Raw genomic sequence first — 14,641 nt, forward strand, 5'->3', positions numbered from 1 at the left:
GACCGGCCCCCTCGCGCGGAAAAGGCGGGGCCGGTCGGGTTCGCTACCTCTCCAGACGGTTCAGCAGCGCGTGGTACTCGTCCCAGAGCTCGCCGGGCAGGTCGTCGCCGAAGGTCTTGAAGAACTCGGGGACCAGGGCGGCCTCCTGCTTCCAGACCTCGGTGTCGACGTCGAGGACGAACTCCATGTCCTCGGCGGACAGGTCCAGGCCCTCGGTGTCGATGCCGTCGGCGGTCGGCAGGTAGCCGATCGGGGTCTCGACCGCGGCGGCGTCGCCCTCGAGGCGGTCGACGATCCACTTGATGACGCGGCTGTTCTCACCGAAGCCCGGCCACACGATCTTGCCGTCGGCATTCTTCTTGAACCAGTTGACGTAGAAGATCTTCGGCAGCTTGGCCTGGTCGGCCCGCTGGCCCAGCTTCACCCAGTGGGCGAAGTAGTCGCCCATGTTGTAGCCGCAGAAGGGCAGCATCGCGAACGGGTCGCGGCGCAGCTCGCCGACGGAACCCTCCTGGGCCGCGGTCTTCTCGGAGGAGACGTTGGCGCCCAGGTAGACGCCGTGCTGCCAGCTGAAGGACTCGGTGACCAGCGGCACCGCGGAGGCGCGGCGGCCGCCGAACAGGATCGCGGAGATCGGGACGCCCGCCGGGTCCTCCCACTCGTCGGCGATGGTCGGAGCCTGACCGGCCGGGGTGGTGAAGCGGGAGTTCGGGTGGGCCGCGGGCTCGTCGGAGTCCGGGGTCCAGGGGCGGCCCTTCCAGTCGGTGAGGTTCGCGGGCGCCTCCTCGGTGAGGCCCTCCCACCACACGTCGCCGTCCTCGGTGAGGGCGACGTTCGTGAAGATGCTGTTGCCCCAGAGCGTCTCCACGGCGTTGGCGTTGGTCTTGGCACCGGTGCCGGGAGCGACACCGAAGAAGCCGGCCTCGGGGTTGATGGCCCGCAGCTGGCCGTCGGCGTCGAAGCGCATCCAGGCGATGTCGTCGCCGACGGTCTCGACCTTCCAGCCGGGGATGGTCGGCTGGAGCATCGCCAGGTTGGTCTTGCCGCAGGCGCTCGGGAAGGCGGCGGCGACGTAGTGCGACTTGCCCTCGGGCGAGGTCACCTTGAGGATCAGCATGTGCTCGGCGAGCCAGCCCTCGTCGCGGGCCATCACCGAGGCGATGCGCAGCGCGTAGCACTTCTTGCCGAGCAGGGCGTTGCCGCCGTAGCCGGAGCCGTAGGACCAGATCTCGCGGGTCTCGGGGAAGTGGGAGATGTACTTGGTGGAGTTGCACGGCCAGGCGACGTCCTGCTGGCCGGGCTCCAGGGGTGCGCCGACGGAGTGGACGGCCTTGACGAACTCGCCGCGCTCCTCGATCAGCCGCAGGGCGGCCGAGCCCATGCGGGCCATGATGCGCATGGAGACGACGACGTACGGGGAGTCGGTGATCTCGACGCCGAGCTGGGAGATGTCGCCGCCGAGCGGGCCCATGCAGAAGGGCACGACGTACATGGTGCGGCCGCGCATGGCGCCCTTGAAGACCTCGCCAAAGGTGGCGCGCATCTCGTCCGGGGCGATCCAGTTGTTGGTGGGGCCGGCATCCTCTTCGCGCTCGGAGCAGATGAAGGTGCGGTCCTCGACCCGGGCGACGTCGGTCGGGTCCGATTTGCAGTAGAAGCTGTTCGGGCGTTTGACGGGGTTGAGGCGGGTGAAGGTGCCCTGCTCGACCAGCTGGTCGGTCAGGCGGGTCCACTCCTCCTCGGAACCGTCGCACCAGACGACCTCGTCCGGCTGGGTGAGCTCAGCGATCTCACGTACCCAGGAGACGAGTTCCTCGTTCTTGGTGGGGGCGGCGCCCACATCAGTACCCACGTCAGCAGTCACAACGGCTCCTCATCGAATTACGAGATCCCTCGAATCATGAACGACGAGTGCCGACACTGACCAATTGGTCTAGCCCAGTGGTCTATACGCGTTGGCACAGAAAGCCGGATTGCGCTGCACAGCAAGGGTTTTCGACGTCCCGAAGTCGCGCCGGAACGTGCCCGCGCGGGCAGGGCTCCCGCGCTGTTCGGGTCCGCTTTTCCCTGCATTGCAGGCAAGTGCCCCACCAGCACCAACACACGGTGCCGTTCGTCACACAGCAGAAGTCGACCGCCGGGTCCAACGGATTAGACCAATGATGGCCGCCCCGGCAACGCCCTGCGGCTCCGTCCGGCGACTCAGCGCAGTATGGCGACCGGGCCCCGCGCACCGTGCAGCACCGAGTGGCTGACCGAGCCCAGCAGCAGGCCGCGGAAACCCCCACGGCCGCGCGAGCCCACCACGATGAGGTCGGCCGGGGTGGCCTCCTCCAGGAGCGCGACCACCGGGTGGGCGCGCACCACCCGTGTCTGCACCCGGACCCCGGGGTGGAACAGCTGCAGGTCGGCGAGCTCCTCGTCCAGGGCCTGACGGGCCGCCTCGGCGGCGGTGGCGTCGTCGAACAGCTCCGGTGGGATCGGCCCGGTCGCCGCCGCGAAGGCCACCAGGGGCTGCCAGGCGTTGACCGCGACCAGGTCGGTGTCGGCGAACTCCGCCTGGGAGAAGGCGAACTCCAGGGCGCGGCGGCTGGGTTCGGAGCCGTCCACCCCCACGATCACCCTGCTGCGGACCCCGTGTGCGGCCGCGTGGTCCCTCGGCAGGACGATCACCGGCACCGCCGCGCGGGCGGCCAGTTCGATCCCCACCGAGCCGACGAAGGCCGCGGCGATCCCGCTCAGCCCGCGCGAGCCCACCACGACCGCCACCGCCCCGGGCGAGGCCGCCTCGGTGACCAGCGCCTCGGCGGGCCGGGAGAAGGACAGGCGGGTCTGGACGGAGAGTTCGGGGAACAGCCGCAACACCCAGTCGCGGGCGTGGTCGAGCAGCCGCCGGGCACCCGCCCCCGGCCCGCCCCCGTCGTTCTCCTCCGCCTCGTCCCAGACCCCGAAGTCCTCCGTGGCCAGCGGGCTCGCCGCAGCGACGATACGTACCCCGAGACCGCGCAGCACGGCCTGGTGCGCGGACCACTCCAGCGCGTGCCTGCTGGAGTCGGTGCCGTCCACTCCCACGATCACCCATCGTGCCGTGGCTGCGCCGTTCATCACGTGCGCCCTTCCGTAGGTCGTCGGTACCCTCGCGGTCCCCGGACCCGCCAGCCCGTGTTCCCGTTGTGTTCCACGATGATGCCGTGTGAACACGCACCCGTGGATAACAGTGCCGACGCGAGTTGGCTGACGTAGGGTCCCAGAACGGGCGGTGTCCCGGCGGAGTGGGGAACGCGGAAGCGTACCGGTGCGTCCGAGAGACACAGAAGAGTCAGCAGCGGAAACTGGGGGCGCCATGCCTTACTCGAACACCGCGACACTGCACTGGGACTACCGGGACGGCCGCGTGGCCGCCGTGGTCGCCGCCGTGGTCTACAGCATGTGGACCCTTGAGATCATCCTGCCCGGTGGACCGGACACCGCCACGGGCGCCCTCGCCGACCCCGACTCCACCCTCGGCCTGGTGCTGGACAGCGCGCACCGGACCGCCGCGATCCTGGTCGTCCTCGCCGCCGGACTGGGCCTGACCCTGGGCGCCAAACGCCCCCACAGCTGGCTGACCGTCTCCTGGTGGTCGATGGCCGTGTTCGGCGCCGCATCGCTCACCGCCTCCCTGCTGCCCGGCCGGTGCGTCGTGTCCACGGACGCGGCCTGCGCGGTGGAGTCCCTGGTGGAGGGGACACAGGGCGCGACAGTGACACAGACCGTCCTGGCCGTGGTCGCCGTTCTGTCCGCGCTGCTGGCCTCGGCTGCCCTGGCCCGGGACCGGCGACGGGCCCGGGAGCGCGCCTGGCCCGCCCTGGCGCTGATCACCCTCGCGCAGGCGGTGGCCGCCGCGGCCGTCCTGGTCCTGGCAGCCCTGGCGTACGCCTCTTCGGGGGACGGCTCCCCCGGTGTCGCCCTCGGTCTCGCCGAACGGGCCCACCTGGTCACCGTCGCCCTGTGGCTGCTGGCCGTCGGGGTCGTGCCCGGACAGTGGAAGCGCCGCCGCGAGCACCGGAGCACCGCCCGCCCCGCCGACTGACGGAGGCCGCGACCCGGACCGCTGTCTGAAGTCCGCCCGGACCGGCGCCAGTACGGCGCCGGTCCGAGCCGTCGCGGACCGCTCAGGCGAGTTCGGCGGGCAGGGGACGGGCGTGCACCACGTGCAGGGTGCTGACCGCGCGGGTGAGCACCACGTACAGCCGGTTCGCGCCGCGCTCCTCGGCCTCGACGATGGCGGCCGGCTCGGCGACCACCACCGCGTCGAACTCCAGCCCCTTGGCCAGACTGGCCGGGACGGCGACCAGGCGGGCGGTGTCCATCCCGGTCTCGCCGAGCAGCGGGGCGTCCAGCCCCTCCGCGGCCAGTGCCTCGCGTAGCGCGGGGAGCTGGTGGTCGGCGGCGATCAGCCCCACCGACCCCTCCCCCCGGAGCGCCTCCCGACAGCCCCGTGCCAGGGCCGGGGCGATCTCCCCGGCGGCCGGGAGCAACCGGAGCGCACCGGGTGAGCGGCGCACCGCGACCGGCGCGAAGGGATGGGACCCGAAGCCTGAGGCCTCCGACCCGGGGCGATCGGGCGCGGCGGGCGGAAGCGGGGCGATCGTGGGCAGCAGGCGGGCGGCGAAGTCGATGATCTGCGCGGGGACCCGGTACCCCCGGTCCAGGGTGTGCAGGTGACCGGTGGGCTTGCCCAGGTGTTCCATGAGCGTCGACCAGTTCCGGGCCGCCGACGGACTCGTGCCCTGGGCGATGTCGCCGAGCACCGTGAGAGAACCCGCGCCCGCGCGCCGTCCGACCGCCCGGCACTGCATCGGGCTCAGGTCCTGGGCCTCGTCGACGACGACGTGCCCCAGCCCGGAGGGGCGTTCGATCAGCGCCGCGGCCTCGTCGACCAGGGCCAGGTCCTCCTCCGACCACTTCGCGGTTCTGGGACCACGCGGTTTCCCCGGCAGGAGCAGGGCCTGCTGCTCCTCCGTGGTGAGCAGCCCCCCGGCGGCGCGGGCCAGGCGCCCGGGGTCGGTGAGCAGGCCGAGCACCAGCCTGAGCGGCTCGACCTTGGGCCACAGGGCGGTGACCGCGGCGCGCACCGCCGGGTCCCGGCGGACCTGGGCGTGGGTGCGGTCGTCGCAGACCTCGCCCTCGGCCTCCATCAGGGTCAGGATCGCGTGCGCCATGCGGTGCGACAGGAGTTCGCGGCCGGACCCGTAGGCGACACCGCGCGCCGCGAGCTCGTCGAGGAGCGGGCGCACGTCCTCCGGATACAGGCGCCAGCGGCGCGAGCCCCGGCGCACCATCACGGTCTCCTCCGGGGGCCGCAGGTGGGCCCACAGGTCGCGGCGGAGCACTTCGGCCATCACCGCGGACCCCTTGGTGCGCGCGGCCTCGGGGGCCTCCGTGCGGCGCACCCATCCCTGGGCGGGTCGCAGGCGCTCCGGCAGGTCCCGGGTGAGGAGTTCGCGGACGGTGGTCTGGTGGACGTCCACCTCGCCGAGGGCGGGGAGCACGTCCCGGATGTAGGACAGGAAGGACCGGTTGGGTCCGATGATCGCCACACCGGACCGGGAGAGCCGTTCACGCTCGCTGTAGAGCAGGAAGGCGATGCGGTGCAGGCCGACCGCGGTCTTGCCGGTGCCGGGGGCGCCCTGCACGCAAAGGGTGGTCTCCAACGGGGCGCGGACCAGCGCGTCCTGTTCGGGCTGGATGGTGGCGACGATGTCGCGCATCGGCCCGGTGCGGGGGCGCTCGATCTCCGAGTTCAGGAGTTCACTGCCCAGGGAGGCCTCGGGCGCGTCCGGGCCGACGAGCAGGTCCTCGTCCTCGAAGGCGGTCAGGACGGACTCGGGCAGGCCGTCGGAGCCGGTGACGGTCCCGAAACCGTACCGGCGCCGGACCCGCACGGACATCCGTTCACTGGGCGACGCCTGGTAGTAGGCGATGCTGATGGGCGCGCGCCAGTCCAGGACCACGGGGCGGCCCCGGCCGTCGTGGACGTGGCGGCGGCCGATGTGGATCCGGTCGGGTTCGTCGGCGGGCCGGCCGACCGGGGACGGGCCCCCGTCGTCGGCGTCCTCGTCGAGGAAGACGGTGCCGGGCTCGAAGTCCAGGCGCCCGAAGTACAGGGGGGCGCCGGGGATGTCGGCCAGAGCCGCCAGGCGGCGCTCGCGGCCGCGGCGCAGGGCGGCGTCGGTGACCTTGTCCTTGGCGGCGTCACCGAAGAGCAGTTCGGTGGCGTCGACCTCCTCGCGCATGCGGCGCAGGGCGGCGCGGGCCTCGTGCAGGGCCTCGCGTTCGGCGAGGAGTTCGGGGTCGGCGGGCACGGCTGTGGGATCGGTCGTGGTCATGGCGGGACCTCGGGTTTCGGCGGGACAGGACGCGGCTTCGCGCGTGCGCGCGGTCCCGCCCCGGTCGCCTTGACAGGCCCGGTTCGTTCCGATCCATGAGCGCGCACCACGACCCCGGGGGGTGGCGAGGCCGAGCCGGCGATCCTACCCGAGGTGCGAGGTGTGCCGAGGTGGTGTTCGCGTCAGGTCTTGCGGAGGCGGACCCTGCTGACGCGGTGGTCGTCGCCCTTGAACAGGACGAGGGTCGCCCGGCCGCGGGTCGGGCGGATGTTCTCCACCAGGTTGACCTCGTTGATGGTCTGCCAGGTGTTGGCGGCGAAGTCCAGGGCCTCGTCCTCTTCGATGGTCGTGGCCATGTGGTGGAAGTAGGAGCGCGGGTCGGAGAAGGCGGTGCGGCGCAGTTCGCGGAACCGGTCGAGGTACCAGTCGCGGATGTTCGCGACCTTGGCGTCGACGTAGATGGAGTAGTCGAAGAAGTCCGCGACGGCCAGGCGGCCCGCGGTCGCGGGCTGGAGCACGTTGATGCCCTCGACGATGAGGATGTCGGGGCGGTGGACGGTCTGGCGCTCGCCCGGCACCACGTCGTAGTGCAGGTGGGAGTAGACGGGGATCTCCAGGCGCTCGGCCCCGGCCTTCATCTCCGAGACGAACCGGACCAGTGCCCGGCGGTCGTAGCTTTCCGGGAAGCCCTTGCGGCGCATGAGGCCGCGCGCCTGCAGGACGGCGTTCGGGTGGAGGAAGTTGTCGGTGCTGACGAGTTCGACGTCCGGGTGGTTGGGCCACTGGGCGAGCAGGGAGCGCAGGAGGCGGGCCGTGGTGGACTTGCCCACGGCGACGCTGCCCGCCACACCGATGATGAACGGCGAGGGCCGGTCGGCCTCGCCGAGGAAGGCGCGTACCGCGGCGTGGCGCTGCTGGGTGGCGCCCACGTACAGGTTGAGCAGCCGCGACAGGGGCAGGTAGATGTCGCGCACCTCTTCCAGCGAGGTGGGGTCGTTGGTACCCCGCAGGTCGCTGAGGTCGGCCTCGGTCAGGGACAGGGGTGTGGAGGCCCGGAGGGCGGCCCAGGCCGCTCGGTCCAGTTCCACGTACGGCGAGGAGATGCCGTTCTTCGTCGCGTGAGACACGGTTGACCACACTAGACGAGGTGCTCCCCCGCTCCGGGCAGGCGGTACCCCCATTACCCGGATCCGGAGCGGAACGTGCCGGAAACCACACGTTCATCCGGCCGACACGAAAGCTTTTTTGGTCGGCCCCCGGGGAGGCGGAATCGGCTCCACTCGGAGCCCGCCCTGGGCCCCCACCTGCGCGGTCTGGTTCCGATGCACCAAATGGTCTATACCGTTACCTGGGAAAACAACCAGTGGTATGGGGCACTGGTTGGTCGATTCGACACGGCTTTTCGCTTACGCTGGCGGCTATGTGCGGAATCGTTGGCTACGTCGGGCCGCAACCGGCGCTTGAGGTTGTCGTTGACGGCCTCGCGAGGTTGGAGTACCGCGGATATGACTCCGCGGGTATCGCTGTGCTGGGCGAGGGAACCCTGCGCTCACAGAAGCGGGCGGGCAAGCTCGCCAACCTGCGCCAGGCCCTGGAGAAGAGTCCGGTCTCCGGTGACGGCGCCGGGATCGGCCACACCCGTTGGGCCACGCACGGCGCGCCCAACGACGTGAACGCCCATCCCCACGTCGACAACGACCACCGCGTCGCGGTGGTCCACAACGGCATCATCGAGAACTTCGCCGCCCTGCGGCTCGAACTGGAGGAGCAGGGCTGCAAGTTCCTCTCCGAGACCGACACCGAGGTCGCCTCCCACCTGCTCAGCACCGAGCTGGACCGGCGCGGCGACGGTGACCTCGCCGGGGCCATGCGCGACGTGTGCAAGCGCCTGGAGGGCGCCTTCACCCTGGTCGCCATCTCCGTCGACGACCCCGACCTGGTCGTCGCGGCCCGCCGCAACTCCCCGCTGGTCGTCGGCCGCGGTACGGGCGAGAACTTCCTGGCCAGCGACGTGGCGGCGTTCATCGCCCACACCCGTGACGCGGTCGAGCTCGGCCAGGACCAGGTCGTCGAGCTGCGCGCCGACTCCGTGGTCGTCACCGACTACGACGGCAACCCCGTGGACGTGCGCGAGTACCACGTCGACTGGGACGCCTCCGCGGCGGAGAAGGACGGCTTCGACTACTTCATGCTCAAGGAGATCGTCGAGCAGCCGAAGGCCGTCGCCGACACCCTCCTGGGCCGGGTCTCGGTCGAGGGACAGCTCTCCCTGGACGAGATGCGACTGACCCCGGAGGAACTGCGGTCGGTCGAGAAGGTCGTCATCATCGCCTGCGGCACGTCCTACCACGCGGGTCTGATCGCCAAGTACGCGATCGAGCACTGGTGCCGGGTCCCCTGCGAGGTGGAGGTCGCCAGCGAGTTCCGCTACCGCGACCCGATCCTGGACCAGCAGACCCTGGTCATCGCGATCTCGCAGTCCGGCGAGAGCATGGACACCCTGATGGCGGTCCGCTACGCCCGCGAGCAGCGCGCCCGCGTACTGGCGATCTGCAACGTCAACGGGTCCACGATCCCGCGTGAGTCCGACGGCGTGCTGTACACGCACGCCGGGCCGGAGGTCGGGGTGGCCGCCACCAAGACCTTCCTCACCCAGCTGGCCGCCTGCTACCTGGTCGGCCTGTACCTGGCCCAGGTTCGCGGGATGAAGTTCGGCGACGAGATCAACGCCGTGATCGCGCAGCTGGCCACCATGCCGGAGCAGGTCGAGAGGGTCCTGGACACGGTCGAGCCCGTCCGGGAGCTGGCCCGTTCGCTGGCCGATGCGGACACCGTGCTGTTCCTCGGCCGCCACGTGGGTTACCCGGTGGCGATGGAGGGTGCGCTCAAGCTCAAGGAGCTGGCGTACATGCACGCCGAGGCGTTCGCCGCGGGCGAGCTCAAGCACGGACCGATCGCGCTGATCGAGGAGGGCCTGCCGGTGGTCGTCGTGGTGCCCTCGCCCAAGGGGCGCAGCGTGCTGCACGACAAGATCGTGTCGAACATCCAGGAGGTGCGCGCCCGCGGCGCCCGCACCATCGTGATCGCCGAGGAGGGCGACGAGGCGGTGCGGCCGTACTCGGACGTGCTCATCGAGATCCCGGCGGTGCCGACCCTGCTGCAGCCGATCGTCTCGACGATCCCCATGCAGGTCTTCGCCTGCGAGCTCGCCCTGGCCAAGGGCAACGACGTGGACCAGCCGCGAAACCTCGCCAAGAGCGTGACCGTGGAGTAGGCCGGGCCCGCGTCCCCCGGTGTGCGGGGCGTGTCGGGTGCAGGGTACGTCCCCGCCCGGCGCGCCCCGTCCGTGTTCCCGGGGGCGCCCACGGCACTCGGGTGTCCGGGGAAGCGGCGCGCTCCGAACTCAGTGCACCGCGTGGTCGGTGCGGTGCGCGGTACAGGCGGCCGCGGTGTCGTGGTGGGTCGGCAGCACCCCGTGCAGGTCGAGTACGTCCAGGATCCGGAGCAGTTGCCGGGGCGGACTCGCGAACAGGAGGTGGTTCTGGGCGCCGGTGGCGGACCGGACCGCGCCGACCAGCGCGTTGACGCCCGAGGCGTCGATGAATTCCACCGCGGACAGGTCGACGACGGTGCAGTTGTCGAGTGCGGCCGAGGCCAGCCGGGTGAACACGCCCTCGGCCGTGGCGATATCGATTTCGCCCTTCAGGTGTACGACGGTCATACCGTCGCACCGGAAGCGTTCCTGGTACGGATCCAGTACGGCCACGCCTTACTCCCGGGCTCGGGGTCGGGGGGTTTCTCTGCCGCCGTCGGCCAAATGCCGACATGCCTTGACAGCCTACTCGGCCCGGCGGACTCCACCACCGGTCCGAGTCACAGGAACAGCCCCTCCTCCGGGGATCAGGGGATCCGTCAGAGCGGATCAGAAGCGCAGACCGCCCACACGACCTTTCCGTGCCCGAGGGCGGGGCCCCAGCCCCATTCCCGACTGAAAGCGGCGATCAGGCTGAGCCCGCGGCCGGATTCCGCGAAATGGTGCGCGTCGACCCGGACCGGGCCCCGCGGACTGGGATCGGCGACCATGCACACCACGGTGCCCTGTTCGGGCAGGGGTCTCAGTTGGAGGGTGATGCGCGTGTGCTCGGGACCGTCGGCCGAGACCGCGTGCCTGCAGGCGTTCCCGACCAGTTCGGAGACGACGAGCCGGAGGTTCTCCGCCAACTCCGGCATCCGCCACGCGAACAGGCTCTCGACACCGAACTCACGCGCGGAGCGGACCGAGTCCGGCACCGCGCGGTAGGAGGCGGCCGCGGCGTCGAGGGTACGCGTGCGCTCCCCGATCCCCAGCCGCCCGAGCGCGGGGTCCCAGCGCCCGGCCGACACTCCTCCGGGCGCCTGCGCCGGGAGGGGGTGGCTCCAGGATGCCCCGGCGTCGAGCTCCGAGAGCATCAGCTCTGTGTTCATCTCTCTCCTCGCGTGGAAACCCTCGAGTTCACGCCTGCCTGTCCGCTATGCCCCGTTAGTTACATACGTAAGCCACAGATGCACGTGCAGATCAACGTTCGGCAAGACTATAGGACTCTGTCCTGCTTTCGGTAGGCCCCCTCACGAAGAATTCGCCCCCCGCTCACCGGCGATTCCGGTTGGCACACTTCCCCGCTTCCCGGGCCGGATCCGGGCCTGGCGCGGAAGAACCACATCGGTATACTGAGCGGTCGCTCGCGCCAATACCACTCCCAGGGAGGCGAAGTGGTCGCCGACCCAATGCCGAACTACCAGGTCACGCAGGATTTCCTCGCCAATTCCAGTGGCGGCCCCACCGTGCTGCGCATTCTGCTCGGCACCCAGCTGCGCCGCCTGCGCAAGGAGAAGGGCATTTCCCGGCACGACGCCGGATACGCGATCCGTGCCTCCCACGCCAAGATCAGCCGCATGGAGCTGGGCCAGGTCAGTTTCAAGCACCGGGACGTCGACGACCTGCTGAAACTGTACGGAGTGGACGATCCCGAGCAGCGCGAGGCCCTGGTCGGAATGATCTCCAGCGCCAACGCGCAGGGTTGGTGGCACAAGTACGGCGACGTGCTCCCCCAGTGGTTCGGCGTCTACGTGGGCCTGGAGGAGGCCGCGTCGGTCATCCGTACCTTCGAGGTGCAGTTCGTGCCCGGGCTGCTCCAGACCGAGGGGTACGCCAGATCGGTCATCAAACTCTCGCGCACGGCCACCTCCGACGAGGAGGTGGACAGTCGCGTGAACATGCGCATGCGCCGCCAGCTGCGCTTCACCTCGCCCGAGGGCGATCCGCCGCGCCTGTGGGCGGTCATCGACGAGGCGGTCCTGCACCGGCCCTACGGTGACGCAGAGGTGATGCGCGGCCAGATCGAACACCTCCTGGAGATGTCCCGCCGCCCCAACATCACCATCCAGATCGCCACGTTCGCCATGGGTGGCCACCCCGCCGCCGGCGGCCCGTTCAGCATCCTGCGCTTCCCGACCCCCCAACTGCCCGACGTGGTCTACCTGGAGCAGCTGAGCAGCGCGCTCTACTTCGACAAGTTCGACGACACCAGCCGCTACGCGCAGACCATGGACCACCTCGCCACCCAGGCCCCCCTGCCGGGCTCCACCGAGGAGATCCTCGAAGGCTTCCTCGAACGCTACGGCTCCTGACCGACGAGGCCCCGAGCGGTCCCCGCCCGCCGGGGACGCGCCCCCGCCACCGGTCCCGCCCCGCCCCCGGACCGACCCGGCCGGACCGGCAACCCCGGGCGAGGCCGCGAACGCCCTGAGTGCCCTCGGGGCCGTCGGCATGTCCGCATTCGGCCACGACTGGGAAACGATCCTGGAACGCTGAACCGCCGGGACCCCCGAAGCGTTAGGCGTGACATGCGGTTCCACCATGGGTTCACTCTCGGCCAGCCCGCGAGAACTTACTGATGCAAGCACGTATGCACGTGCATGCACTACGCTTTGGGTTTGCACGGGGACGAACGGATCAATCGTGCACGACCCTGCCCGTCCTGGGACACGGCGGGCGAAGGTCAGGATGGTCCAGCCCGACGAGTACGGCGCACTGGAGCCGCTTGTGGACCCCGCTCACACGTCCCCGAAGTTCCAGGAGGTTGAGATGCACCCGATCTACAACGGCGTCCCCGCGGACCGGTTGAAGGTCGCATGGACCAAGAGCAGTTGGAGCAATCCGGACGGGAACTGCGTGGAGGTCGCCACGCTTCCCGGAGGAGACATCGCCGTACGCAACTCGCGTGACCCCGAGGGCCCCGCGCTCGTGTACACGCCGGCGGAGATCAGGGCCTTCGTCCGCGGCGCCAAGACCGGCGACTTCGACGCCCTCCTGGACTGACCCCGCGCCCCTTCCGTCCCCTGACCCCTGGGCCCTTCCCCCACCGACAGACCAGCCCAGGAAACGTGTCCGATCCGTCGGGCCTCGCGGTCCACTCCCGTCCCGCGGCGGCCTGTTTCCGTCCACGGAGCGGACACGAGCGGAGCCCGGCACCCACCAGGTGCCGGGCTCCGCCCGTTTTACTACCGGCCGCTTCGCGGCCCCCGCCCTAGAGGCGGGTGGGGTCGACCAGACCGTTGTCGCCGACCGGGGCCTGTTCCCACGGGAAGTGGGTGGCGCCCAGCGCCGGCTTCAGGTCGAACAGCCAGGCGGCCTTCTCGTCGTACTTGGCGAAGAAGGGCTTGCCGACCAGCTCCGGATCACGCGCCTGGATGAAGTGCAGGACGAAGACCTTCTCTCCCAAGATCTCCGTCACACCGTCCACGCACACCTTGCCCGGCGTCGCCGACATCGACGGACCCCGCACGGTCCGGGCCAGGCCCGAGACCCGCTGGTAGGCACCGCGGAAGATGTCGTAGGCCTCGGCCAGCGGCACCGCGAAGTAGTCCTGCGGACCGGTGTCGCGCTCGACGAACATGTAGTAGGGCACCATGCCGTGGCGCAGGTGCGTCCGCCACATGCTCTCCCAGGTGGCCGAGTCGTCGTTGATCGTGCGGATCAGCGGTGCCTGGGTGCGGATGACCGCCCCCGTGGCGCGGATCCGGCGCACGGCGTCCTGCACGAGCTCGGAGTTCATCTCGTTCGGGTGCGAGAAGTGGGCCATGAACGCGAGGTTCTTGCCCGAGGCCACGACCTTCTCGAACAGACGGAGCGTGTCGTCCGCGTCCGGGTCGGTGGTGAAGCGCTGCGGCCAGTAGGCCAGCGCCTTGGTCCCGATCCGGATGGCCTCCAGGTGCTCGATCTCCAGCAGCGGCTCGATGTAGCGGGAGATGACCCCCTCACCCATGATCATCGGGTCGCCGCCGGTGAACAGGACGCTGGTGACCTCGGGGTGCGAGCGCACGTAGTCGACCATCTGGTCGATCTCACCGGAGGCGAACTTCAGGTCGGCGTCGCCGACGAACTGCGCCCAGCGGAAGCAGTAGGTGCAGTACGCGTGGCACGTCTGCCCCTGCTTCGGGAAGAAGAGCACCGTCTCCTTGTACTTGTGCTGGATCCCCGGGATGGGCTCCTCGTTGCCCGAGGTGGGCACGTTGAGGTCCATCTGGCCCGCGGGGTGCGGGTTGAGCTTGGCCCGGACCTGGTTGGCGGCCTCGTTCAACTCCTTGCGCCCCGCGCCCGCGGACAGCAGGTCGGCGATCCTGGAGACATCGTGCTGGGGCAGCATGTCCGCCTGGGGGAAGACCAGGCGGTAGATCGGATCGTCGGGAGCGGCGTCCCAGTCGATCAGCTCATCGATGACGTAGCTGTTGACCCGGAACGGAAGCACATGGGCCACCGCCTTGACCGCGAGCTGCTCGTCAGCCGCGAGACCGGCTCGCGCCGTGAGCTCGTCAAGGTGTTTCGTCGTGTAGGCACGAAACCGACGTCCGGCGGACGGGGACTGTGCCACGTCAGGCGTAACGCTCACGCCTCTCCTCTCCTGCTGGTTCACCAGGGGCCTCCCCTGGGAGGAGGGCAGCCCTGATCCGGCGGTTCCGGCATACGGGTACCGGGGGACCACCGTGGGATGAAAATTTGGTTGTCGTCTGCGCTCGGGGCTTTTCGGGCGACCGAGCCAGCGAGCGGATATACCCCGACTAGGGGATTTGTACCCACCTTGCGCAATATCCAGCCCTGACCTGGACATACTGCAAGTATCCTCGCATGGGCGCAGGCGGGCGCGGGAACGTGCCGTCCGCGGGCGGAGCGGGGGCGACCCGATAGCGTGTCACCACACCATCCAGCGCGGCCCGGCGGGGGCTCGCTCGCC

The 14,641-nt window shown here is 70.3% G+C and carries 11 protein-coding genes; 4 read left to right on the forward strand and 7 right to left on the reverse strand.

Annotated features, from left to right (window positions below; translation table 11 throughout):
• Positions 1-43: 43 nt before the first annotated feature.
• Both ACUKCB_RS17965 and ACUKCB_RS17970 read right to left on the reverse strand, forming a co-directional pair.
• Entirely contained in the window at positions 44-1,852 is a 1,809-nt protein-coding gene (locus ACUKCB_RS17965) for a phosphoenolpyruvate carboxykinase (GTP) (protein WP_473041061.1), read from the reverse strand.
• A gap of 350 nt (positions 1,853-2,202) precedes the next feature.
• Positions 2,203-3,105, reverse strand: a complete 903-nt coding sequence (locus ACUKCB_RS17970; RefSeq protein ID WP_473036761.1) for a universal stress protein — start codon at positions 3,103-3,105, stop codon at positions 2,203-2,205.
• Positions 3,106-3,343: 238 nt separating this feature from the next.
• On the opposite strand from ACUKCB_RS17970, the gene ACUKCB_RS17975 reads away from it, so the two are divergent.
• On the forward strand, positions 3,344-4,072 hold the full coding sequence (locus ACUKCB_RS17975; protein ID WP_473036762.1) for a DUF998 domain-containing protein: 729 nt from the start codon (positions 3,344-3,346) through the stop codon (positions 4,070-4,072).
• 82 nt (positions 4,073-4,154) lie between these two features.
• Here the strand turns inward: ACUKCB_RS17975 and ACUKCB_RS17980 are convergent, their stop codons facing one another.
• Both ACUKCB_RS17980 and coaA read right to left on the reverse strand, forming a co-directional pair.
• Entirely contained in the window at positions 4,155-6,371 is a 2,217-nt protein-coding gene (locus ACUKCB_RS17980) for a HelD family protein (protein WP_473036763.1), read from the reverse strand.
• Positions 6,372-6,553: 182 nt separating this feature from the next.
• Positions 6,554-7,459, reverse strand: a complete 906-nt coding sequence (gene coaA, locus ACUKCB_RS17985) for a type I pantothenate kinase (protein ID WP_473041062.1) — start codon at positions 7,457-7,459, stop codon at positions 6,554-6,556.
• Between the two features lie 332 nt (positions 7,460-7,791).
• Between coaA and glmS the strand changes: the two genes are divergently transcribed.
• Complete coding sequence (glmS, locus tag ACUKCB_RS17990; RefSeq protein WP_473036764.1) at positions 7,792-9,645, forward strand: glutamine--fructose-6-phosphate transaminase (isomerizing); 1,854 nt, start codon at positions 7,792-7,794, stop codon at positions 9,643-9,645.
• Positions 9,646-9,774: 129 nt separating this feature from the next.
• On the opposite strand, the gene ACUKCB_RS17995 is transcribed toward glmS, so the two are convergent.
• Positions 9,775-10,137: an STAS domain-containing protein gene (locus ACUKCB_RS17995; protein ID WP_473036765.1), complete on the reverse strand. Its 363-nt coding sequence runs from the start codon at positions 10,135-10,137 to the stop codon at positions 9,775-9,777.
• A 146-nt stretch (positions 10,138-10,283) separates the two neighbouring features.
• Entirely contained in the window at positions 10,284-10,835 is a 552-nt protein-coding gene (locus ACUKCB_RS18000; protein ID WP_473036766.1) for an ATP-binding protein, read from the reverse strand.
• 300 nt (positions 10,836-11,135) lie between these two features.
• On the opposite strand from ACUKCB_RS18000, the gene ACUKCB_RS18005 reads away from it, so the two are divergent.
• Both ACUKCB_RS18005 and ACUKCB_RS18010 read left to right on the forward strand, forming a co-directional pair.
• A complete protein-coding gene (locus tag ACUKCB_RS18005; protein ID WP_473041063.1) occupies positions 11,136-12,038 on the forward strand; it encodes a helix-turn-helix domain-containing protein in 903 nt (300 codons plus the stop codon).
• Between the two features lie 457 nt (positions 12,039-12,495).
• Positions 12,496-12,729, forward strand: a complete 234-nt coding sequence (locus ACUKCB_RS18010) for a DUF397 domain-containing protein (RefSeq protein ID WP_191268812.1) — start codon at positions 12,496-12,498, stop codon at positions 12,727-12,729.
• 208 nt (positions 12,730-12,937) lie between these two features.
• Here the strand turns inward: ACUKCB_RS18010 and ACUKCB_RS18015 are convergent, their stop codons facing one another.
• Complete coding sequence (locus ACUKCB_RS18015; RefSeq protein ID WP_191269104.1) at positions 12,938-14,281, reverse strand: KamA family radical SAM protein; 1,344 nt, start codon at positions 14,279-14,281, stop codon at positions 12,938-12,940.
• Positions 14,282-14,641: the final 360 nt, after the last annotated feature.

The sequence above is a fragment of the Nocardiopsis moroccensis genome (assembly GCF_055763695.1).